18 protein-coding genes are annotated in these 22,215 nt (G+C 58.3%); 7 read left to right on the top strand and 11 right to left on the bottom strand.

From position 1 onward, the window contains the following. The coding region (locus DXY10_RS09620) for a hypothetical protein (protein ID WP_136989175.1) at positions 1 to 9,183 on the bottom strand (9,183 nt) is incomplete at its 3' end. A 151-nt stretch (positions 9,184 to 9,334) separates the two neighbouring features. Here DXY10_RS09620 and DXY10_RS09625 point away from each other — a divergent pair. After that, entirely contained in the window at positions 9,335 to 10,039 is a 705-nt protein-coding gene (locus tag DXY10_RS09625) for a hypothetical protein (protein ID WP_115018896.1), read from the top strand. Here DXY10_RS09625 and DXY10_RS09630 read toward each other — a convergent pair. Beyond that, on the bottom strand, positions 10,012 to 10,326 hold the full coding sequence (locus DXY10_RS09630; RefSeq protein WP_244282206.1) for a DUF6447 family protein: 315 nt from the start codon (positions 10,324 to 10,326) through the stop codon (positions 10,012 to 10,014). The two genes, DXY10_RS09625 and DXY10_RS09630, sit on opposite strands and share 28 nt — an antisense overlap. Before the next feature lie 8 nt (positions 10,327 to 10,334). Then, on the bottom strand, positions 10,335 to 11,222 hold the full coding sequence (locus DXY10_RS09635) for a phytanoyl-CoA dioxygenase family protein (protein ID WP_115018858.1): 888 nt from the start codon (positions 11,220 to 11,222) through the stop codon (positions 10,335 to 10,337). On the opposite strand from DXY10_RS09635, the gene DXY10_RS09640 reads away from it, so the two are divergent. Continuing rightward, positions 11,221 to 13,248, top strand: a complete 2,028-nt coding sequence (locus tag DXY10_RS09640; protein ID WP_244282208.1) for a hypothetical protein — start codon at positions 11,221 to 11,223, stop codon at positions 13,246 to 13,248. The genes DXY10_RS09635 and DXY10_RS09640 overlap by 2 nt on opposite strands. Here DXY10_RS09640 and DXY10_RS09645 read toward each other — a convergent pair. Continuing rightward, a complete protein-coding gene (locus DXY10_RS09645) occupies positions 13,230 to 13,493 on the bottom strand; it encodes a Nif11-like leader peptide family RiPP precursor (protein WP_115018860.1) in 264 nt (87 codons plus the stop codon). The genes DXY10_RS09640 and DXY10_RS09645 overlap by 19 nt on opposite strands. Positions 13,494 to 13,579: 86 nt before the next feature. Between DXY10_RS09645 and DXY10_RS09650 the strand changes: the two genes are divergently transcribed. The 5 genes from DXY10_RS09650 to DXY10_RS09670 are packed head-to-tail and all read left to right on the top strand — an operon-like array spanning position 13,580 to position 19,290. Further along, positions 13,580 to 14,509, top strand: a complete 930-nt coding sequence (locus DXY10_RS09650) for a glycosyltransferase family 2 protein (RefSeq protein WP_115018862.1) — start codon at positions 13,580 to 13,582, stop codon at positions 14,507 to 14,509. 22 nt (positions 14,510 to 14,531) lie between these two features. Next, positions 14,532 to 15,875: a histidine--tRNA ligase gene (hisS, locus tag DXY10_RS09655; protein WP_115018864.1), complete on the top strand. Its 1,344-nt coding sequence runs from the start codon at positions 14,532 to 14,534 to the stop codon at positions 15,873 to 15,875. A 13-nt stretch (positions 15,876 to 15,888) separates the two neighbouring features. Further along, positions 15,889 to 16,776 carry a glycosyltransferase family A protein gene (locus DXY10_RS09660; RefSeq protein WP_115018866.1) on the top strand — a complete coding sequence of 296 codons (888 nt, stop codon included), beginning with the start codon at positions 15,889 to 15,891 and terminating at the stop codon, positions 16,774 to 16,776. After that, the gene (locus tag DXY10_RS09665; RefSeq protein WP_115018867.1) at positions 16,777 to 18,228 is read left to right on the top strand and encodes a nucleotide sugar dehydrogenase; all 1,452 of its coding nucleotides are present in this window, start codon (positions 16,777 to 16,779) and stop codon (positions 18,226 to 18,228) included. A gap of 33 nt (positions 18,229 to 18,261) precedes the next feature. Beyond that, positions 18,262 to 19,290 (top strand): NAD-dependent epimerase, encoded by a 1,029-nt coding sequence (locus DXY10_RS09670; RefSeq protein WP_371411143.1) that lies wholly within the window; start codon positions 18,262 to 18,264, stop codon positions 19,288 to 19,290. 3 nt (positions 19,291 to 19,293) lie between these two features. Here the strand turns inward: DXY10_RS09670 and DXY10_RS09675 are convergent, their stop codons facing one another. The 7 genes from DXY10_RS09675 to DXY10_RS09705 form a co-directional block, all read right to left on the bottom strand. Then, the gene (locus tag DXY10_RS09675; protein ID WP_244282209.1) at positions 19,294 to 19,665 is read right to left on the bottom strand and encodes a hypothetical protein; all 372 of its coding nucleotides are present in this window, start codon (positions 19,663 to 19,665) and stop codon (positions 19,294 to 19,296) included. Between the two features lie 227 nt (positions 19,666 to 19,892). Further along, on the bottom strand, positions 19,893 to 20,093 hold the full coding sequence (locus DXY10_RS09680; RefSeq protein WP_006042408.1) for a photosystem II reaction center protein J: 201 nt from the start codon (positions 20,091 to 20,093) through the stop codon (positions 19,893 to 19,895). A gap of 12 nt (positions 20,094 to 20,105) precedes the next feature. Further along, complete coding sequence (locus DXY10_RS09685) at positions 20,106 to 20,225, bottom strand: photosystem II reaction center protein L (RefSeq protein ID WP_115018870.1); 120 nt, start codon at positions 20,223 to 20,225, stop codon at positions 20,106 to 20,108. Positions 20,226 to 20,248: 23 nt separating this feature from the next. Next, entirely contained in the window at positions 20,249 to 20,386 is a 138-nt protein-coding gene (gene psbF, locus DXY10_RS09690; RefSeq protein ID WP_048347768.1) for a cytochrome b559 subunit beta, read from the bottom strand. Positions 20,387 to 20,389: 3 nt separating this feature from the next. Continuing rightward, entirely contained in the window at positions 20,390 to 20,638 is a 249-nt protein-coding gene (gene psbE, locus DXY10_RS09695) for a cytochrome b559 subunit alpha (protein WP_115018872.1), read from the bottom strand. Between the two features lie 102 nt (positions 20,639 to 20,740). Continuing rightward, positions 20,741 to 21,733, bottom strand: coding sequence for a photosynthesis system II assembly factor Ycf48 (locus tag DXY10_RS09700; protein WP_115018874.1), 993 nt, complete (start codon positions 21,731 to 21,733; stop codon positions 20,741 to 20,743). 40 nt (positions 21,734 to 21,773) lie between these two features. After that, on the bottom strand, positions 21,774 to 22,151 hold the full coding sequence (locus DXY10_RS09705) for a rubredoxin (RefSeq protein ID WP_371411144.1): 378 nt from the start codon (positions 22,149 to 22,151) through the stop codon (positions 21,774 to 21,776). Positions 22,152 to 22,215 lie beyond the last annotated feature (64 nt).

A 22,215-nucleotide genomic window follows, 5' to 3' on the forward strand; every position in this document is an offset into this window, starting at 1 on the left:
GGTCTGGATCTGGAGATCAGCGATCTGGCTGGAGTTGCCGAGGGAGACGGAGCCACCGGAGCCGCCTGCACCACCTTCACCGCCAGCGGCGCCGGAGCCACCAAAGGAGAAGGAGGCGTTGGAGGCGGAAGTAGCGACGTTGCTGCCGATGATCGAACCGCCTGTACCACCACCACCACCGATGGACTGGAGGAGGAGGCCGTGTGCAGCGGTGCCTGTGATGTCTCCAGCGAGGGAGACGTTGCCTGTGGAGATGGTGAGCTTGTCAGGAACGAGGAAGGAAACGGCCTGGCCGGAACCGCCACGGCCGCCTTTGCCGCCCATGCCAAAGGTGGCGGAAGCAGCGACTTTGACATCACCAGAAGCAGAAGCGGAATTGGTGACGGAGCCACCGGCACCACCACCACCGCCGACGGACTGGGCAAAGAAGCCAATGGAGCCATCGCCAATGGTGCTGATGGCTCCAGCGATGGAACCTGAAACGGAGCCGGCTTGACCACCGCCGCCGCCATCGGCGCCGACACCAGCGGTGGCACCAAAGGAGAAGGTGGAGTTGGCGGATTCCGCGTCAGCAGAAGCGTTGGAGGTGACGGAGCCACCTTGACCACCACCACCACCGATGGATTGGAGCAGAACGCCGTAGGAGGAAGCACCTTTGGTAATGAAGGTGCCGTCGGCGTAGAAGTTCACATCAGAGGCGGAACCACCGGAACCACCGCTGCCGCCCATGGCGAATGTTGCAGAGAGGTTGCCGCCTGATGCGGCGTTGTTGACGGAGCCACCGGCACCACCACCACCACCGATGGACTGGAGGAAGACGGCATTGGCGTTATCGCCAATGGTCTGGATCTGGAGATCAGCGATCTGGCTGGAGTTGCCGAGGGAGACGGAGCCACCGGAGCCGCCTGCACCACCTTCACCGCCAGCGGCGCCGGAGCCACCAAAGGAGAAGGAGGCGTTGGAGGCGGAAGTAGCGACGTTGCTGCCGATGATCGAACCGCCTGTACCACCACCACCACCGATGGACTGGAGGAGGAGACCGTGGGCACCTGTGCCGGAGCCGAGGGAGACGTTGCCTGTGGAGATGGTGAGGGTGTCAGGAACGAGGAAGGAAACGGCCTGGCCTGAACCGCCACGGCCGCCTTTGCCGCCCATGCCAAAGGTGGCGGAAGCCGCGACTTTGACATCACCAGAGGCAGAAGCGGAATTGGTGACGGAGCCACCGGCACCACCACCACCGCCGACGGACTGGGCAAAGAAGCCAATGGAGCCATCGCCAATGGTGCTGATGGCTCCAGCGATGGAACCTGAAACGGAGCCGGCTTGACCACCGCCGCCGCCATCGGCGCCGACACCAGCGGTGGCACCAAAGGAGAAGGTGGAGTTGGCGGATTCCGCGTCAGCAGAAGCGTTGGAGGTGACGGAGCCACCTTGACCACCACCACCACCGATGGATTGGAGCAGAACGCCGTAGGAGGAAGCACCTTTGGTAATGAAGGTGCCGTCGGCGTAGAAGTTCACATCAGAGGCGGAACCACCGGAACCACCGCTGCCGCCCATGGCGAATGTTGCGGAGAGGTTGCCGCCAGAGGCGGCGTTGTTGACAGAGCCGCCGGTACCACCACCACCACCGATGGATTGGAGGAAGACGGCATTGGCGTTATCGCCAACGGTTTGGATGGCGAGATCAGCGATCTGTGAGGAGGCGCCGAGGGAAACGGAACCACCGGAGCCGCCTGCACCACCAGCACCGCCGGTTGCACCGGAGCCACCAAAGGAGAAGGAGGCGTTGGAGGCGGATGTAGCGACGTTGCTGCCGATGATCGAACCACCCTGACCACCACCACCACCGATGGACTGGAGGAGGAGACCGTGGGAACCAGTACCACTGTTGAGGGAAACGTTGCCTGTGGAGATGGTGAGGGTGTCAGGAACGAGGAAGGAGACGTTGCGTCCAGAACCGCCGGAACCACCCTGACCGCCCATGCCAAACGTGGCAGAAGCGGCAAATTTCACATTTCCAGAGGCCTTCGAGGAGTCAGTAACAGAGCCACCGGCACCACCACCACCACCAACGGACTGGGCAAAGAAGCCGAAGGAACTATCGCCCTGGGTGACAATTTGGCCTGCAATTGAGCCAGTGACGTCTCCGGTTGATCCCCCGGCTCCGCCTTTTCCGGCAAGCCCAACGGAAGCCCCGAAGGCAAACTTCGAATTGGCCTCAGATGCATCCGCTGATGCATTGGAGGTGACAGAACCACCCTGGCCGCCACCGCCGCCGATGGCTTGGATCAAGACACCGTGAGAGGAGTGGCCTGCTGTCAGGAAGGTTCCATCTGCATAAAGGGAGACATCACCAGCATTGCCGCCATTGCCTCCGGTGCCACCCATGCCAAAGGACACCGAGAGATTGCCACCGGATGAACCTGCGTTGGTGTTGGAACCAACGCCACCACCACCACCCAGGGATTGGATAAAGAGTGCGTTGGCATTGTCACCGAGGGTTTGGATCGTGAGATCAGCAATTTGTGTGCTGCTGCCGAGGTTCACATCACCGCCACTACCACCGCTGCCCCCTTGGCCACCAACAGAGGCTGAAGCACCGAAGTTAAACGTCGAATTGGCTGCTGATGTTGTTGTTGTTTCTGACTTGACTTCCCCAGCATTGCCGCCGCCGCCGCCGAGGCTTTGCAACGTCATGCCCGTCGAAGAATCTCCGGTGGTGAGAATTGTGATTGGCGAGATCGCAGTGAAGCTGACATCTCCGCCACTGCCACCAGCGCCACCATTGCCACCAAGTGCGACTGAAAGCGAGCCAGAAAATTTATTTCCACCTGATGCGGAGGCACTGCTGATCGTGGACCCGCCAATGCCACCACCGCCACCAACTGATTGAACATAAATGCCATCAGAGGCCGCACCAATGGTTTTGACAGAGCCACCGAAAGAAACATCAACGTCACCAGCACTGCCGCCACCTCCACCACTGCCTCCTGTTGCAACTGAAGCACCAAGGCTGAAGGTCGAAGACTTTGATCCCTTGCTCGAGGGAGCACTGGATTCAGATTGTGAGACTGTGCTGCCACCGGTACCACCACCACCACCGATGGATTGCGCGATGAAGCCGCGTGAATTTGCACCGCTAGTTGTGATCTCAGCAAGGGTATTGACAATCACATTGTTTGCATTGCCGCCAGCACCACCTTGAGCTCCCATCGCGAAGGCAGCATTCACGGCGCCACCCTTGTTGTCTGTACTGGCTCCGCCGCCAGTGCCACCACCGCCACCGACAGATTGTGCAAGGAAGCCTTCTGCACTATCTCCGCTGGTGGTGATCGTCAGGTTGAGAGGTTTGGATGCACTGGTTCCGACGGTGACGATGCCTGAATTGCCACCTGTTCCACCCTCACCTGAGACGTTGGCGCTGGCACCAAATGAATACTTTGATTTGCTCTTGTTGTAGCTGGTGCTGCTAGCGCTACCACCAGTACCACCACCACCACCGATGGACTGGGCGACAAAGCCTTTAGAGAGATGCCCTCTCGTGTTAATCGTCAGATTATTGCCGGTTTTGTCGGGATTGACTGTGACATCTCCGGAGACTCCGCCGCTGCCGCCTGTTCCTCCAAGCCCGACATTGGCACTGCCTTGAATCTTGCTGTCACCCTTGAGTGATGCATTGGCTGATAGAGATTCCGAGCTGCCGCCAGCACCACCGCCACCGCCGACAGATTGAGCCAGAACACCCGGAGCTAAATCACCAACGGTGATGATATTTCCGGAAACATTAACGATCACATTGCCAGAACGACCTCCTTCTCCACCAGAGCCCGCAATGTCGACTCCGAGAGTGATTGGGCTTCCTGACTTAGAAACTGTGGCTGAATAATTGCTGGTGGAACCACCGGTGCCACCACCGCCACCCACGGATTGAGCCAACAATCCATAGGCGAAATCACCACTGATGACAACATCGTTATCGTCAACTACACCTGTGGTGATGTCACTGCTTGAGGTCACGGTGACATTTCCACCGCTGCTACCGGATCCGCCTTCACCGCCAAGGCTGACGCTGCCACCGACGCTGACCGATTTACCCGTGCTGATCGTTGCTTGAACGTTCAGGGTGCTGCCACCGCTGCCACCACCGCCGCCAATGGATTGGGCAACGATGCCACTGGCATGATCGCCATAGGTGCGAATTGAGCTCGCCGTATTCGTGACGGTGACAGCCCCTGCTGAACCGCCGGCTGCACCTGTTCCGCCAATATTGACGCCAGCATTAACAGATGTTTTGCCGCTGGCTCCGAGTTGACCACTAATAGTGGTGCCACCGGCACCACCACCACCGCCAACGGATTGCGCGAAAAGACCATAAGCAAAATCGCCATAGATTTCGTCTTCGAACAGCGTGCCGGTGGTGATCGCTCCGCTGTTTGTGATCGTCACATTGCCGGCATTGCCACCAGTTCCACCACTACCTCCAACGCTGGCCCCAGCGTTGACAGAAGGCCCGCCTTTTGAACCCGCGAGTTGAGCGTTGATGACACGACCACCTGATCCACCACCTCCGCCAAGTGATTGGGCATAGATGGCGGCACTGTTATTGCCAATGGTTTGGATGGCGCCAGTATTGCTAACTGACACATTGCCACCGGTATTACCTGAACCACCGGATCCGCCCAGGCTGACGCCTACATTTACGCTGGCACCCTTCGATAGGCTGACTTGTCCACTGATGGATTCTCCGCCAGCGCCACCGCCACCGCCGACAGATTGGGCATAAATGCCATAGGAATTGTTGCCGTATAGCTGATCGAGAAGATTCGTACCCGTGGTAATCGCAGCCGAGTTGATCACCGTGACATCACTGGCTGTGCCGCCGCTGCCGCCACTGCCCCCGAGGTTCACGCCAGCGCTAATGGCATTGCTGCCAATCGCACCACTTAAGTTCAGTGTGCTTCCACCAGCACCACCACCACCACCGATCGATTGCGCAAGAATGCCTGAGGCGAAATCACCGCGAGTGGTAATGAATGAGCCCGTGTTCTTGACATAAACAGTTCCAGCACTGTTTCCACTACCGCCTGCACCGCCAATATTCACACCGGCAGTCACAGCGGCTTTTCCGCCTCCTGAGATCGTTGCCGTTAAGGCACTGCCGCCTGATCCACCACCACCTCCAACCGACTGGGCAAAAATGCCCGCTGAGTGCATTCCCAGAGAGGAGGTGGTGCCTCCCCCAGTTTCGATCGAAGCGCTGTTTGTAATGCTGACATTGCCAGCACTACCGCCGCTACCTGCTTTGCCACCGATCGTGGCGCTAAGGCTGACCGCTGCTGTGCCGCCGCCGTTGAGTGAGGCACTCAGTGCACTGCCGCCAGATCCACCACTACCACCAACAGACTGGGCAAAAATGCCAGATGAACTGTTGTCTGTTGTGGTGATTGAGTCACCGGTATTGACGATGGTGACGTTGCCAGCAGAAGCTCCGGTGCCGGCTTCGCCGCCAATGATTGCCCCTGCTGTGACAGCTGCCTTTCCGCCAATTGTTAATGAGCCCTTGATGGCATTGCCACCATTGCCGCCGCTACCACCAACAGATTGGGCAAAAATAGCAGCGGAGTTTTCACCTTTCGTGCTCAATGCAGAGCTGTTGGTCACACTGACGTTGCCACCTCGGCCACCACGACCACCTGTGCCGCCAAGCGTGGCACCGAGATCAACACCAGCAGTTCCACCGGCGCTGACACTGATATCCATGGCTGATCCACCAGTGCCACCACCACCACCTAGCGATTGAGCAAAAATTGCAGAGGCGTAGCTAGGGCCAAGGGTTTGGATGAAGTCACCGTTGGAGATCACGGTGACGTCGCTACCACTGCCACCGCCACTGCCACTGCCACCAATTGATGCTCCTGCGTTTACACCAGCTGTGCCTCCAATGGCGACCTTGCCGCTGACTGCATTACCGCCACTTCCACCACCACCACCGACGGATTGAGCAAAAATGCCATAAGAGAGGAAATCTTCTGTTCTGATTGAACTTCCAGAATTAACCGTGACAGCACCTGCACTTCCACCGACTCCTCCCTTGCCGCCAATCGTGGCTGAGGCATTCACACCAGCTGCCCCACCGCCGCCAGCCTGAATTGTTAGAGAGCCACCCCCTGATCCCCCGCCGCCGCCAACTGACTGGGCAAAAATACCAGCAGACTGAACACCTGCTGTGGAAATAGTTCCACCAGTTGTTGTCACTGAAACTGATCCAGAGTTTCCACCGCCACCCCCGTCAGCTCCAATCGCACCGCCCATATTCACGCCGGCCGATCCACCAGCTGAAAGCTGCGCATTGATAGTGGAACCCCCCTGGCCACCACCACCACCGACAGATTGGGCGAAAATGCCTTGAGACAGATTGCCAAGGGTTTTAATTAGGTCAGAGTCGGAAAGATTGGCGCGAACGGTCACGCTTCCAGAGTTGCCGCCACTACCACCTGAACCACCAATCGCAAAGTTTGCGCTCACCCCTGCGGTGCCACCAACAGCGGCGCTGGCAGTTGTTGAAGAGCCGCCGGCACCGCCGCCACCACCAATTGACTGAGCCAGAATTGCAGGAGAGAAGTCAACTGGATTGGTGCTTGTATTTGCGAGTCCAGTTTGGATTGATCCGTTACTGAAAGTGAGATTGACCGTTCGTCCATCTCCTGCACCTCCACCGCTACCACCGACCCCAACTGCTGCAGCTCCACTGGCAACTGGGTTGGCGCTGACGGCTCCACTTATCGCGCTACCACCGGCACCACCACCACCACCGATGGATTGAACAATAATTCCGGGCGAAAAGCTGTCATACGTGGAGATATCTCCGCTGATATCACCTGTGGCATTGCCGGCGGAACCACCACCTGCCCCACTGCCGCCAATTGCAACAGACACACTGACGCCAAGTGACGCTGATCCTGAAAGAGAGCTGCCGCCTGCACCACCACCACCACCAATGCTGGTAATGCTGACGCCTGGAGAGTACTTGCCTTTTGTTGTAATCGTGCCGCTAAATGTTCCTGAGGCTGTGTTGCCTTCACCGCCACCACTGCCACTGCCTCCAATGGATGGTGAAACCGCAACTGTGCCTGCTGACATCGACAGGCTTGAGCCGCCTGAACCACCGCCACCGCCGATACTGGCGACGTTTAAGCCAGGAGATTGGATGTTGGTGGTCAGGATATTGCCCGCCATATTGACATTAACAGTGCCGGCATTTGCACCTGATCCGCCGTCACCGCCAACACCGACAGAAACGCTTAGGCCGCCGCTTCCAGACACACTTTTGGCACTGCCGCCTGCACCACCACCGCCGCCGATGCTGGTTGCACTCAGGCCAGGTGAGAACGCACCAGTTGTTGTGATATTGGCTTTGAAAGGATTACCGCTTTGACCCACGTTCACCGTGCCACCCACAGCACCTGAGCCGCCAGTACCGCCAACGGCAACGCTGACGCTGATGCCAACACCGATCGATCCGCTACTGGAGCTACCGCCGTTGCCTCCACCACCACCAACCGATTGCACCAGAATGCCTGGTGCTGAGAATCCGGCTGTATTCACAGTGACCGGTGCTGCTCCGGAGGGTGTATTGACGACAGCTGTGCCACCAACACCACCAGCTGCACCGTTGCCGCCAACGGATACGGCGATCGGTCCTGCGGAGCTTGCATCACCACCGTTTCCGCCGCCTCCACCAATGGACTGAACAATCACACCAGGTGCGTAATTCTGGTAGGTGGTGATCGAACCTCCACTCAAGTTGGCTGTGGCGACGCCTGCATTTCCGCCAGGCCCACCTTGGGCGCCAAAACTGATTAATCCATAACTCGTGCCTGCGCTACCTCCGCCACCACCAATGCTTTGCACCAGGATGCCTGTAGAGAGTGCATTGTTTGATGTTTTCGCACCCGTAACGATGCGTCCGCCTGTGAAATTGACGGTTGCATTGCCTGCGTTGCCACCGGCCCCTGCTTCAGAGGAAGCGCCGAGATTGATCGCTGCAGCGCTGGTGCCGATGGCCCCGCCGCCGCCACCAATGGATTGCACGATGATGCCTTGGGAGTTATTCCCACTCGTATTGATTGATCCTGCCGACATCGATGCCTCGGCGGATCCGCCGGCCCCGCCGGCCCCCCCTTTTGCAGCGCCAAGGCTCGCGAACGAGATCTGTTTTGGCACAGCACCACCGCCACCACCAACGCTTTGCGCGTTGATGCCCGGCATGTTGCTGCCGAATGTGGAAATCGTTCCGGTATTACTGGCTTGCACGTTTCCGGCAGCGCCACCAGTTCCACCCAGGCCTCCGAAGGTCACGATCACGCCGCCTGAGCCGGCGTCTCCGCCTTGACCGCCAACGGATTGAACCAAGATGCCGGCGCCGCCTGCTCCACCACTGTTGGAAACGGTGATGCTGCCGGCATTGCTACCTGTTGCAAGGCCTGACACCCCACCAGTGCCGCCAGCGCCACCTGAACCAAAGGTGCCGCTACCGCCATCTCCACCAATGCCGCCGGTGTTTTGAGACAAAACGCCAATCGCTCCAGCACTGCTGCCGCCGGATCGGTTTGTGACTGAGACCCTGGCTCCGCTTTGAATCGTGATGCTTGCTCGTTTATTGACGGAGCTACCGCCTACTCCGCCTGCGCCACCACTCGCTAGGCCTGCTCCTGAGCCGTCACCGCCATCACCTGAGATGGCGGAGGCCTGAACGCCGGAAATATTGCTGTTGGTTGAGGTGTTGATCGTGACGGATCCACCTCTGGCGAAGGTGACCTGAACGTTGCCAGGCGAGCCGCCTGTGCCACCAGCGCCTCCATTCCCGATCGAGCTACCACCTCGTCCTCCCTGGCCACCAACAGATTTCGAACCGACTTGAGAGCTGTAGGAGCCGGTAACGGTCTGGGTGATGTTGGGTCCTGTTCCACCCGTTCCACCCGTTCTTCCCGTTGTACTCCACGGGTCATAGCTTTGGTTTTTACCACTGCTACCCGTTCCTACGAGAAGCGGGGCTGAAGAGGGTGAGTTGTAAGACCCAGACCCCACGGTCTGGGTTTGCGCAAGCACGCTCGTCGTTCGTCCCGCCATCAGAAGGAAGGCGGGGAGCAGGGCTAAGGCCGACGAGGTACGACGTTTCACAGAACTCCGGGAAGACAGAGCTACAGCACTCTGTAAGCCGGTAAAAGCTAGTTGCGTTCCACTTAGTAGGCAACACTATTTTGTGCAAATGCAGCCAGTTGTGATTTGTGGTCGACATCGCTGCTTGAATGGCGACTTCTGTGCTTGGGTTATGACTATTCGCTCGTTTGCAACAGCTTTTCTGCTGGCCGGTTCCACTCTGTTGGGTTCTGTCGCCAGTGCTCTAGAGCCTGATGCTGTCGATGCGAAATTCCAAGCTGTCACTGTTCTGACCCCTGTCACCGAGTCTGGGGAGCTGCAGCCTCTGAAGCAGGCAGGTTTGGTTGCTTTTTTCTCCACGCTTGCCGCAGATCTCTTCGCTGAGCAGTGGCGGAAGCGCACAGGCGATAACGGTGAGTTCCGTGTGGCGCCCCTGGCGCTGACTCAATTCGAAGCAGCATTCCTTGCAGCTCGAGAAGCCGACCCGAATCTCACGAAGTCATACGTTCCAGACCCGGCTCAGATCCCCGCCGTCGTTGGATTGCAGATGCAGCAAGGAGTCGAGCTTGAGCAGGCTCGAAGCCTTGCGCAACAAAAGCCTTTTGTGCTTTGCCCAGATCCCTTGGTGAGAATCACCCAGACTGCGGATGGAAACACGTCCACGATTGTTCCCTGCGCCTTCACGTTTACATCGATGGCATTGCTGGTGAATCGCAGCAACCAGGGTGCTCAGTCGCCGACTGTTCTCAAGGCCTATTCGCTAGAGGAGATGGTGCAGTTCCTCACCGAACAATCCGGTGAGGATGCACGCAACCTCACGATCGCTTCACCGATCGATCAACCTGCCGCTCAGGCAGCCTCAGATTCCTCAGACTGAGTGTTGTCCACTTCGGAAATTGGCTCGATTCCAGCTGTTTGGATGATCTGGCCAATTGCCGCAGTCAGTGTTTGTTGTGCTGCCGAGAGCTGCCGCATCCGGAAGCGATGCTCGTTGAGCTCGTTTTCGGATCGGATCAGGTCATTTAATGCATTAATCGCTTCTGCAGGCAGAGCGTTCATGGCATAAACACGGCCATCAAGGGTGAGGGTCTGCTGGTCTTCGTTGGTGACCTGCTCTTGGTTGGACGTGTCCTCTTGGTTTTGGTCTTCCATGTGGGAGGGCATGAAGTCGCTCATGACGGCGGTGCCGATAAAGGATCGGTTGAGTGTATGGGCAATGTCCGATTTGGGCAGCATCGGATCCAAGGATTGTGATGGCCGGGTACGGCATCTCCGTCTTGAAGACCCTGAAAACATGACTGATGCAGGCCTTGCCGCAGTAGTCGTACCTGGCTCCGCAGCGACGATGGAGCATGAGCCATCGATGGCGCCACCTTCAGTTGGCCCTCCCCGCAGCCGTAGACAGCGACGAAGGCCAACCGGTCTAGCTCTGCATGGTGCCCTTCGCTTCCATGCAAGGTCCAACCATCGTGGTAACTGCAGTCACCCGGTTGCAGTCCCAGGGTGGTGATTTGTGTCCACTTTTCTGATTGCCACCTTTGCTGGTAGGAGCGAAAGCTTTCGATGGCACTGCCTCCATCGAGAAGATGACAGCTTGGGTTGGGTGGTTGCCAGTATTCAAGTGGAGAATCGCTTCGCTTCTCGATTGGTGTCATCGGAACCCAAAGGGTCAGGAAGTTGCATCCTTCGACTGGAATGAAGAGAGCATCCTGATGCCAGGGTGTGTGCTCACTTCCCGGAGGTTTGAAGTAGGTCTGATCGCGTAGAAGCCAGATCCTGTCACTCTTGAGGAGATCCGCAGCAAGCTGGGCCGGCTCTTCCTCGAGCAGCCAGCGTTCCAGTTCTGGATGTTGTCTCCAGAGGTTTTCGCGGAAATCCCAATGTTTTCCATACTCCAACACACTGGTCTCAAGACCTGAGGTTCTTGGATGACTGCTCCCTTGACCTGAGGGTGAGGCCAGCAGTTCGGCAATCCTGGCGATCTTGTTCTTGGCACAGAAGCCACGGGCCACGCCCTGAAGATCACCGCAGGCTGCAGGAACATGTGCTGCCCGGGGCATGGCCTTCTTCGCTGGTGGCTGCCATCATGTCGCCCTTGGTGTGGAGTTGTTCATGCGTCCGAGCTGGAAAACGTTCTGGACCAATGACTCTTTGATCGAGACGATGCTCGCCCCTTTGGCACCGTCTGAGCTACAGCGACAGTTTTTGCAGGGTCTCACTCCTGTTGAGGCACCTGCGATCGGTTTGGAGGTCTCCAAGCGGGGCTTGCGTCGACGTCCGCACATGGCGGCATGGGTGTTAAGCGGTCGCTTACAACGTTGGTCTGTTTTGCTTCAGCCTCTTGTACGGACTGATGGCACGTTTGCCTCCGGGCTCACGGTGCAGGATCTTCAGCCGTTTCTTCAGGCTCAGGATTTGTTTGAGCGCGAAACCTGGCTGGAATACACCCAGCCACCACGGCGACAGGCTGGACAGCCGTTTCTCTTGTTTCGGCATACAACCCAACCCCTCGGTATCGAGCAGCTACGCGATCGGCTGGAAGCTCTCCACGCTCAATTGAGCTCACGCTTGCAGCAGCGTTTGCCCTTGCCTTCGACAACTTGGTGGGATGGCCTCAAGCAGCTGCCGCAGGCTGGGGCTGATCAGCTTGGGATCGACCTTGATCCACTTAAAGGAGGTTGGCGTTTTTTATTTGGGGTGACGGAGCCAGCAGCTTTGCTGGATGGACTTGGTGTTCCGACGCCTCTCCGCATCGGACTTGAGGCATTCCCGCTGGCATTGGCTCTCGAGAGTCGTCGGCTGGTGGAAGAGCGCTACTGCTTGGAGGTATTCCCTCGCTATCGCCAGGGCCAAACGATCATTGGTTACCCCGGTGAGATCCCTGCCGATTCAGATCAGTGGCCGGTTTGGCCTCCCCATCCAGCCTTGATTCCACCGTCACGTCTCCAGGGGCTCATGAAAGCCTCCGTTCATGTGCCGTCTGTGGCCTATGGCCCGCAGCAGATTGCACTGCGCGGTGGGCTCAGTCACCAGAAGCTTGTGGTGGAGGCGGGTGAACTCGTGGATCACAAGGTGTATCTAGGTGTGATGGTGACGGCACCGAAGCCAACGCAGGCTGCGGCCGTGACTGCCCCAAACGAGAAGGATGCACCGTCATCGGTGGACCATGCCTTCCAGTGGCTCAGTCAATCGGCCAATGGATGGCTTGGTTTTTCACTCAGCCCCGGTCGTTCGGATCTATGGGTGCCGTTGGCCTGTCTCACCTTGCTCGCTCACGTACGACATGATCCGAGGTTGAAGCCTGCCTATCTCAGACAGTGCCAAGCACTCGAGCCCTGGCTGAACAACCCGCAACCTGTTGGCTATAGCCGATCCACGCCGACTGATTTGGACAGCTCGATTTGGTTGCGACGCTGTCTTGGTCTGCTCCAACGACCGTCGTCAGTTGCGCTCGATGGCTTTTTGGCTTCCGGCTGGATCGGTGACGTTGGGATCCGCACTTACTCCAATCCACAGCCCATTGCAGAATTCATTCATCGTCAGCCGGCAGAGATGGCTGGCTGGTGCGCTCCCCATGACTGTGTTCTAACCAATTGGGCTGCGGATCCCAGCATGCCCAACGCGCCCGGTGCCCTGCAGCATCTTCGCGATCGTCTTCGCCAGGGGCGGTTCCGCAGTTATTGGTGGCCACTGGATGGGTTGGTCTTGAGTCTGATGCCTCGGGGCAGCCTGACGAGGGGTGTTGTTCAGGCCTGTCTGGAACAGACCTATAGCCCTGCAGTGGCCGCCGTATTGCCGCCGGTGCATGCGGAGCGTTTCATGAACTTCAACCGCGGCTTGTTGCTTTTGCGACACGGCACCACCGAGGAACAGCAGCAAGGGAAGGCCTTGATGGATGCCCTGATTCGCAGGCCAGAGGATTTCCGTGATCTGTTGGTGATGCAGCTGCCGCAACCAGAGCAGTTGGACCCTGCTGCAGAGGTTCAGTGGGTCTGGCAGGGAGGGATGGAAGGTGCTTTGGCTGCTGATCAGGAGGGCTATCTGGCAGCGGCGCTGTTGTTGTCGGCTCAGGTGCGTTCCAAATAAGCCTGGAAATCGTTCATATCAAACAGGTCTTCCAGACCGCCGTCCACAAGTAGATCCAGCTCGTCATCACTCATGGCAAGGATCTGTTCGGCCTGAGCACGCAACAGATCGGCTGCTCGGAGCTGATAGCCCTGGTCGGTAGCGAGTTGCAGCACTCCTTGCAGATCGAGCTGCCTGAGCTGCTCTTGCAGATCAGGATTCTGATCCACTTTGGCGAGGAAGGACTCCAGATCCTGAAGGGCCATGCTGTTACAGGCAGAGGCAATGATGAAGATCCTGCCATCGCTTTTGAAAAATCCCCATAAGATCAGGCGGTTCTGGCAATGATCGCGTGCATATCCATTTTCTGATTCCCTGCTACGGCGGTCAGATCTCGGAAGTCACCTTCACCAGTTTTGTGCGATTCATTGCCCGAGCCCCGCAGTGGGGTTTGGAGTGGAGTCTTGACACGCTTGTCAATGAAAGCCTGATTCCCAGGGGACGAAATGCTCTGGTGGCCCGGGCGATGCACAATCCTCGCGCAACGCATCTGATGTTTCTGGATGCGGATATCGGCTTTGATCCTGAGTACATCTTGATGTTGCTTCAGGAGGATGTCGAAGTGATTGGCGGCGGCTATCCCAAAAAGAGTTTGCCGATCGATTATGTGATCAATCCGATCACCGATGGAGAGGCGGATGACGCCAAGGCAGAAGTGGAGCGGATTGGTACCGGTTTTCTCTTGCTTAAGCGGGAGGTGTTCAGCCGCATGGCTGAGGCGATGCCTGAACTCAAATACACCGACGATTGCGGCTTGGATCCCTCGATCAACCAATACCTCTATGCATTCTTCGAGTGCGGCTTGTTTGGCGAGAAGGTGTTCATGAGCGAAGACTGGTTGTTCTGTAACCGCTGGCGTGATCTGGGTGGGCGAATTTTTATTTCCAAGCGCTTCGCCCTCACCCATGTGGGCAGCTACGCCTTCTCGGAAGCCTCCCAGGCCGATTTGCTGGCCCGTCTGAGTGCCCAACTGACGGCGGCCCCAGCTGCGACAGCGACCACGTCACCGTTGAGTGCTCCGTCTGCTTCCACATCCACCTCCTCAGCGTCCGATCAGGTGGAAACCACGGCGGCACCATCTGCAAAGCCAGTGCGCAAAAGCCGCGCAGCCACATCTGGGGCCTCAAAGACATCAGCAGCCAAGACAGCCAAGGCCAAGCCCGCAGCCAAGACCAGGCGCTCTCCACGGCGAAAGGGATCGGACAGCTCCCCGGCAAACTGACTGCGTTTGATCCTCCCTTCCCATGACGCAACTGCAAAGCCTGCGCGGCATGGTTGATCTGCTTCCCGAGCAGACCTGTCGCTGGCAGGCGGTTGAATCCTTGGCCCGTCAACATTTTCAGCGCTGGGGTTGCCGAGAGATTCGTACCCCGCTGTTGGAAGTCACTGAGTTGTTCGCCCGCGGAATCGGTGAAGCCACCGATGTTGTGGGCAAAGAGATGTACAGCTTTCAGGATCGTGGAGACCGCTCCTGCACCCTGCGACCAGAAGGGACGGCCTCAGTTGTACGGGCTGCTCTGCAGCACGGCTTACTGGCGCAGGGAGCGCAGCGCCTCTGGTATGGCGGGCCGATGTTTCGTTATGAGCGGCCCCAGGCCGGCCGCCAGCGTCAGTTTCATCAGATCGGTGTGGAGTGGCTTGGGGTCACATCAGCAGCCAGTGATGCCGAAGTGATTGCTCTGGCCTGGGATCTGCTGGCTGATTTGGGTGTTGATCGTTTGGCTCTCGAGATCAACACGCTCGGGACCCCAGATGATCGCCAGCTTTATCGCAGCCGCCTTGTGTCGTGGCTAGAGCAGCACGAAAACGTGCTGGATGCAGACTCACAGCAACGGCTGCGGACTAACCCGCTTCGAATTCTCGATAGCAAGAATGCTCAGACTCGCGAGCTACTCCAGGACGCGCCGATGCTGGAGCAGAGTCTCGCTGCTGATAGTCGCAGTCGGCATCAGGCTGTGCTGCAGGCGCTCGATGATCTTTCGATCCCTTACGTGGTGAACCCCCGGCTGGTGCGTGGTCTCGATTACTACGGCCATACAGCGTTCGAGATCACCAGCGATCAACTTGGCGCCCAGGCCACCGTGTGTGGCGGTGGCCGTTATAACGGCCTAATCCAGCAGCTTGGTGGTGCTCCGACCCCTGCGATTGGTTGGGCCTTGGGGATGGAACGGTTGTTGTTGGTACTGGAGGCAGCGGCAACAGCGAACCCCAGCGGTCGTGCAGCCAGCCTTGTTCAGGCTGACGTGCCGGACGTTTATGTGGTCAATCGAGGCGAGCAGGCGCACCGTCAGGCTCTCATCTTGTCCAGGCAGTTGCGATCTGCCGGGTTGGCGGTTCAGCGTGATGAATCGGATTCCGCTTTCGGCAAGCAGTTCAAGCGCGCCGATCGCAGTGGTGCCCCCGTTGCCCTTGTGATTGGCGAGGAGGAGGCCGACCGCGGTGTGGTTCGGCTCAAAGCTCTCAAATCGACCTTGTCGGAGCCTGGAGATGACCAGCAGGAGGATTGGAGCATCAACGATCTGGGGCCACTGATCGCTGTTCTTCAAAACGGTGCTAACTCTGAGCGTTCTGAAACGACTCAGGGGTGACCAGGAGCAGGAGATGAGATCCGCCACCAATGTGTCCGAGTCGGGCTCTCCTTGCCCAGCGATTGGTCCCCGTGGTGTGGCCGTGATCACGCCTTATTACAAGGAATCGCTCGCAGTGCTTGAGCGATGCCATCGCAGCTGTCTGGAGCAGGAGGGGGATTGGCCCCTTCGCCATGTCATGGTCGCGGATGGTCATCCGCGCTGTGAGGTGGCTGGCTGGGATGTGGATCACATCCCTCTGCCTCAGGCCCACGCTGACAACGGCAATACCCCCCGATGCCTTGGGGCGATCTCGGCCATCAATCAGGGGTATTGGCCGATTTTGTTTCTCGATGCCGATAACTGGTTCCAGCCTTGGCATATGAACTCGGTGTTGGCACTGCGTCAGCGCCATCCCAGGGCCGATGTGCTTGCCATGGGCCGGGAGTGTGCTCTCCCCGATGGCACGCTCCTTCAGGGAGTGCCGGAGGAGGACCTTGGTCATCGTCATGTCGATACCTCCTGCTACGTCTTTTATCCCTCCGCCTTTCGTGTCTTACCGCTTTGGGGGATGATGCCCACTTATTTGGGTCCGATCTGTGATCGCTTTATTCGTGAAGCGATCACAGATTACGGTCTCGTCGTAGCAGGCACCCATCAGCCCAGTGTGGTGTTCACTGCCCACTACAGCTGGGCTTATCAGGCTCTTGGCCGTTCGGTCCCTGATGATGTCCATGATGTTGATTGGTCCCGTCTCAAGGCTCATTTCGATCAATCCGAGATCTTGAGCCGTACCGGATTGCATTCTTCGCTTGCCATCTCGTTGCCTATTGGTGCAGATGTCAAGACGACCACGACCCACCAGGGATCCAGCATTAGCGGACCCATGCTCCGGAAGCCTTACACCCCTCGCGATCTCTGAATGTCCGTGTTTGCCATCCGCTCCATTTGCTGCATTGGTGCTGGTTATGTCGGTGGGCCGACCATGGCCGTGATCGCTGACCGCTGCCCAGACCTGCAGGTCACCGTGGTGGATCTCAATGAGCAGCGAATCGCGGCATGGAACGACAGAGATCTGAGCCAGTTGCCGGTTTATGAGCCTGGTCTGGATGCCGTGGTCGGCAGGGCTCGCGGTCGCAATCTCACCTTTTCCACGGCGGTGGATGAGGCGATCGCAAATGCCGACATGGTGTTCATTTCCGTGAACACGCCCACCAAGACCAAGGGTTTGGGGGCTGGCCAGGCCAGTGACCTGCGTTGGGTTGAGGCCTGTGCTCGCCAAGTGGCCAAGGTGGCCAAGGGGCACACGATCGTGGTTGAGAAGAGCACCCTGCCAGTGCGGACGGCTCAAGCGATCAAGCAGATCCTGGCTGCGGCGCATGGGGGTGATGATCACGCCCGCAGCTTTTCCGTGCTCTCCAATCCTGAATTTTTGGCGGAAGGCACAGCGATCGGTGATCTGGAAGCACCTGACCGGGTGCTCATCGGTGGGGAAGAGCCCGCGGCGATTGATGCTCTTGCGTCGGTGTATGCCCACTGGGTGCCACAGGAGAAGATTCTGCGCACCAATCTCTGGAGCAGTGAGCTCTCCAAGCTGACCGCCAACGCTTTCCTGGCCCAACGCATCAGTTCGATCAATTCGATCGCGGCGTTCTGCGAGGCCACCGGTGCTGACGTGCGCGAAGTGGCACGGGCCATCGGATCGGATAGCCGAATCGGCGCCAAGTTCCTTCAGGCAGGTCCTGGTTTTGGTGGCAGCTGTTTTCAGAAAGACATTCTCAATCTGGTCTACCTCTGTCGCCATTTCGGCTTGCCGGAGGTTGCCGATTACTGGGAGAGTGTGGTCGCCCTGAACACTTGGCAGCAACACCGCATCTCCCGCCTGGTGGTCCAGAAACTGTTCGGAACCGTCACCGGCAAGCGTTTGGCTGTGCTTGGCTTCGCGTTCAAGGCTGATACCAACGACACGCGAGAGGCACCGGCGATCCGCATCTGTCGCGATTTGCTGGAGGAGGGAGCCCAGCTGGCGATTCACGATCCCAAGGTTGATCCTGAGCAGATCGCCCGCGATCTGCATCTGCCCGCGAGTGCAGCTCCGGATCCAGCCGCAGGTCCGTCCCGTGCCGCCCTCAGCGGCGATGGGACGTGGTGGCAAGGGGCCGATGAGGCGGCCACCATTGCTGGTGCCGATGCGGTGCTGATACTTACAGAGTGGCAGCAGTACCGCCAGCTCGATTGGACCGTTCTGGCCCCGCTTCTGCGCCAGCCTGCTTGGATCTTTGATGCTCGCTCAGTTGTCGATCCCGCAGTCGTCGCTGCCGCTGGCCTGAAGCTCTGGCGCGTGGGCGATGGTGGTGTGGAGTCTGAGGCCTGATCTCTTTTACTCGCAGCCGTTGTTTTGATGCCCTTGTCGTCTTCCCGTCCGATTTTGGTCACCGGTGCCGCCGGTTTCATCGGAGCCGCTCTCTGCCAGCGCCTGCTTGAGCGGGGCGATCGTGTGATTGGCATCGATAACCTCAACACGTATTACGACCCAGCCCTGAAGCAAGCAAGGCTGGCCCAGATCAAGGCAATGGCTCCGCCTGATGCCTGGCAATTTGAATGCCTGGCTCTGGAAGACGGAGAGTCCCTCCTCGCTCTCTTTGCGACTGAACGGCCAAGGGTGGTAGTGAATTTGGCGGCTCAGGCTGGCGTGCGCTATTCACTTGAGAACCCAGCGGCCTACATCCAGAGCAACCTTGTCGGTTTCGGGCACATTCTTGAAGGATGTCGTCACCACAGTGTGGACAACCTGGTGTATGCCTCGAGCAGCTCCGTGTATGGCGGCAATCGCAACTTGCCGTTTGATGAGCGGCAGGCTGTGAATCACCCGGTCAGTCTCTATGCGGCTAGCAAAAAGGCCAACGAGCTGATGGCTCACACCTACAGCCATCTCTACGGTCTACCGGCCACTGGTCTGCGCTTCTTCACGGTCTATGGCCCCTGGGGCCGGCCCGACATGGCACCGATGCTGTTTGCCGAGGCGATCCTGGCGGGCCAGCCGATCCGTGTGTTTAACCACGGCAAGATGCAACGGGATTTCACCTACATCGACGACATTGTGGAAGGGGTGTTGCGCTGTTGCGATAAGCCGGCGACTGTCAATCCTCACTTCGATCCCCATGCTCCTGATCCGGCGACGGCGGCGGCACCGCATCGGGTGTTCAACATCGGCAACAGTCAGCCCACTGAGCTACTGCGTTTCATTGAGGTGATGGAACAGGCCTTGGGTTGCGAGGCGATCAAGGATTTTCAGCCGATGCAGCCCGGAGATGTGGTGGCCACTGCTGCCAAGACCACAGCACTGGAGGAGTGGGTCGGTTTCCGCCCCTCAACACCGATTGAAACTGGGGTTAAGCGCTTTGCTGATTGGTATCGGAGTTTCTATGCGGTCTGAGGCTCAGTCGTAAAAACGTTGTCCATCCGCACGTTTGCGTTGATGGCGCCTTGCCTCCCTCCGGGTGTATTCACTCACGGTGGGGTTCGACACACTGGGGTCAACGTGTGCGACTTGTTCCCACAGGTCACGCGGAGCCCAGCGCACGGTGTGCTCCACACGATCGTGCTTGGTGATATGGCACCAATGGCTGCTACCGCATTGCGGGCAGAAGAGTTCTTCCAGCCACTCGTTACTCAGCACGAGCACCGGGTAGGCATTGATGATTAACTGGGCGCGCTTGGACGACATCCCACGACGTTGCAGTTCTTCCGGACTGAGAAGATGCAGGTAGTACTTCTTGCCATTGCCTTCGATGCGCTGCTCGGGGTGCACCGGGCAAAACAATTCACGCCGTTTGGGCCTGCGGTTGCGGCTTGGACTCTTCGTTGTTGAAGACTGAGACGCTGATTCGACCAATGCAATGGTGCACCCAAGCAATCACTTTAATCAGCTGAGGTCACCTCAAGCTTTTAAAGCCGAATCAATGGCAATTGAGACTTAGCAGGTTTACAGGCCCCATGAGTGTGTTGTGCTCAAGAGGCCAGAAGCCTACGAAGCAATCAGGCGGACCCGACTCCCGTGTAGGAACCATAGAAAAAGAGGCCGACGACGAAAAGAACAGCCATCCCTCCAGCTGTGGCCACTAACCAAAGAGGAAGAGTTCCTTCGGTCCAGCGAGATCGCCAGGCCACAGCAGGTCGACCGTCTGGAAGGCGATCAGGAATACGACCGTCAGGAAGATTGGATTTTTTGCCGCTCATGAAATCAGTTCCTCAGTTGAAGAAGTAGCTGGAGAACAGAATCCCGCAGGTGAAGATGAACAACAGGCCCAGGTACAGGCTGGTGCGGTTCAGCTCAACAGGAAGGCTGTTCGGATTGTTGTTGCGCTCCATGGTGTCTTGGATCTGTGAGGTGATCAGCGGCGAATAAACTGCATGGCAGCAAGGGCGCCAAGGAAAAACACCGTAGGCACGCCCAGGGTGTGAAGGGCCAGCCAACGCACCGTGAAAATCGGGTAGTTGCGCGGCGTGGAGGTGGCAGGAGACTGCGTCATGATTTATTTCAGGCGAACGTCAAGTTGGGACTTGCCTTCGTATCGCTGGCTCACAACAGGAGCTTTGCTCTCGCTCGCCTGAAAATAAGCATCAGGACGAGGAGTTCCAAAGGCGTCGTAGGCCAGGCCAGTGGACACGAACAGGAAGCCGGCGAGGAAAATCGCAGGCAGTGTCACAGCGTGGATCACCCAATAGCGGATGCTGGTGATGATCTCAAAAAACGGGCGTTCCCCGGTGGAGCCGGCAGCCATGGCTTCGGGCGTATCAGCTTGGAGATCCTAAGGGCTGGGTCCGATCCTCGGGGCCTCTTGCCTCTGTTGGTTACACAGAGTTGTGGGCTGGGTGGTGTTGGATCAGCCCACCCAGCGCAGCAGAATGCCTCGCTCGCCAAGCACGAAACCTTTCCCATCCACCATCGCGAAGCGAGTGAAGTTGCTGGGCTGCTTTGCTCCCACAGGGTCCCTCTGCCAGCTCTGCCCACCGTCATTGCTGACCAGCAGAGTGCCGTTGCCACCGGCAGCCCAGATGGCGCCGTCTGGAGTCCAGGTCAGATCGAGATAGCCGTATCCATTCGTGATTGGAACGATGGGCTTGCCCCAGCTCTCGTAGTTGTCGGTGTCATCATTCAGACGGATTTGGGCACCGCGGGCCAGCATCCAAAGGTGGCCGTCTGGCTGGTACCCAATGCTCTGCAGTCGTTGGCTGCTCACCCGTTGATGCACCTGCCAGACGGGCTGACCGGGATCCCAGCTGGCGTAAAAGTTGCCCAAGCTGCTGACGCTCATGTAGCGGCCATCGTCACTGCGGCGCAAATCTCTAACCGCTCCAGCGGCGTCGCTAACTTCGGCATCCCAACTGCCCCCTCCGTCAGAGGTTTGATAAACAGCCCCAACGTTGGTGGCGAGTTCAGCCCGATTACGGCCAAGGGCGGTAATCAGATAAGGCTCGCCTGGGAGCTTGGTGTCAAGAAAGAGTCGGGTCCAGTTGCTGCCGCCATCGCTGGTGTGCATCAGCAGGCCCGGCTGACCAGCGAGCCAGCCGTCCTGACCATCGAAATCGATGCTGATCAGTCGGAAGTTCTCTTCTTCAGGCAGGTCCAGGCTGCGTTCGCTCCAGCTCTCACCCCCGTCTTGGGTCTCCAGGATCATTCGGTTGCTGCCGACAAGGAAGCCGTGGTTGGCGTCCGTGAACGCCACATCCAGGGGATTGGACTGGGTGTCGAGCGCAATGGCCTGCCAGGGGCTGGTCTCCGCCGCTGCCAGACGTGTTGCCACGCAACCTCCGAGGCCAAGGCCGAGGCAGGCCACCAGCAGCAGCTGGATCAAGGGTTTGAACAGGCGCTTCATGGGGAACAACAGGAGTGCAGGCTGGATGGCAGTGATGCGATCAGCGCAGGGAATAAAGGGAGAGGAAAAAGGCAAAGGCCAGAGCCATGCTGCCGAAGATCAGCACATTTTTCTGACCTGGTGTGAGGCGATTGACCCCAAGGCCGTAGTTGAGGTTTTCCTCGAATCCGCTGGGCTTCGTGGAAGGGCCAATATCTCGGAAGGCGCCCACCTTGCTGCGGCACACCGGACAGCGGAAACGTATGGCGTCCAGGTCTTCAAAGGCTGTGCCCGAATCGATTCCAAGCTTTTTCACCCCTTCGGCGGGGTCATACACATAGCCACAGCTGCGGCACTCAAAGCGATGGGTGCGCGGATCGGTGGTCGATTCTTCTGCGGCGGTTGAAGACTCGGGTGTCGGTGACTCAGTGGTAGTCACCGTTGTACTGGTCACCTCAGCTTCTGTGCCGGATGCCTCAGCAGGAGCCGCAGCCTTGGGTCCA

The organism is Synechococcus sp. UW140 (assembly GCF_900474295.1).
GTDB lineage: Bacteria > Cyanobacteriota > Cyanobacteriia > PCC-6307 > Cyanobiaceae > Synechococcus_C.